This window comes from Dechloromonas sp. ZS-1, assembly GCF_039649255.1.
GTDB lineage: Bacteria > Pseudomonadota > Gammaproteobacteria > Burkholderiales > Rhodocyclaceae > Azonexus.
In genome coordinates this window covers 1-1,002 of sequence record NZ_JBDIYD010000038.1, presented here as the reverse complement: position 1 = coordinate 1,002, position 1,002 = coordinate 1, and the positions used below count along the sequence as shown (strand labels likewise).

Here is a 1,002-nt window from a genome sequence, read left to right as displayed (position 1 = left end):
TGTTTAGTCCCACGGTGTGCTGGATCGGGTTGATCCTGAAGCGTTCGGGTTCTTTTGTCCAGGTTTTGCAGACGAACTCATAAGGCGTCAGGCCCTTCAGGGTCTTCAATCTCCTGGCAAAGTTGTAAGCCATCAAGAAGGTCTGCAAGTGACCTTTCAACTGCTCATGTGTCTGGTAGTAGTAGCGCTTTACCGTGGCATCTTTGATGGTTCGATTCATGCGCTCCACCTGTCCATTCGTCCACGGGTGACGCACTTGAGTCAGGCGATGCTCGATTCCATGGGCGTTGCATACCCGATCAAACGGAATAGCCCAATTTCCTTCTGTTCCCTTGCGCACGGCAAATTGGATACCGTTGTCGGTGAGGATGGTGTGAATTGTGTAGGGCACTGCTTCAATCAGGCAGGACAGGAAATCACGAGCAATCAAGCGTGTCGCTCGTGGGTGTAGCTCGGCGTAGGCAAACTTTGATGTTCTATCGATAGCCACAAACAGGTACAAGCGGCCTTCATCGGTCTGCACCTCAGCGATATCGATGTGGAAATATCCAACTGGGTAAGCCTTGAATTTCCTCTTGGCTGGCTTATCGCCCTCAACATCCTGCAATCGTGAAATACCATGCCGTTGCAGGCATCGATGCAGGGACGAGCGCGTCAAATGGGGAATGCTTGACTGCAAAGAGTAGAGGCAATCATCCAAAGGCAGAAGCGTATAGCGGCGAAACGCCACGATTGCTGCTTCCTCTTCAGGTGTCAGAACGGATGAACGGACCTGCTTCGGCCCCATGGGCGAATCATTGACATGCTGGCGCTGACGCCATTTGGATACCGTCTTTGGGTTGATCCCGTACTGCGCCGCCAGTGCGTTCAGGCTCGCTTGACTATGTTGTATCGCTCGACGCACTGCCTCTGTCGTACGGGCGCATCCGTGGAGTACCTGTCCCATAACTCATCCCTCCGTAGCTGGCTATAAATTACACCACCACACTGTGGGACTAAACA

General features: G+C 52.7%; 1 protein-coding gene. It reads right to left on the bottom strand.

The features are described 5' to 3' along the window. Positions 1-946, bottom strand: a 946-nt coding sequence (locus AACO21_RS16660) for an IS481 family transposase (RefSeq protein WP_346193645.1), incomplete at its 3' end; no start/stop codon positions are given. Positions 947-1,002 lie beyond the last annotated feature (56 nt).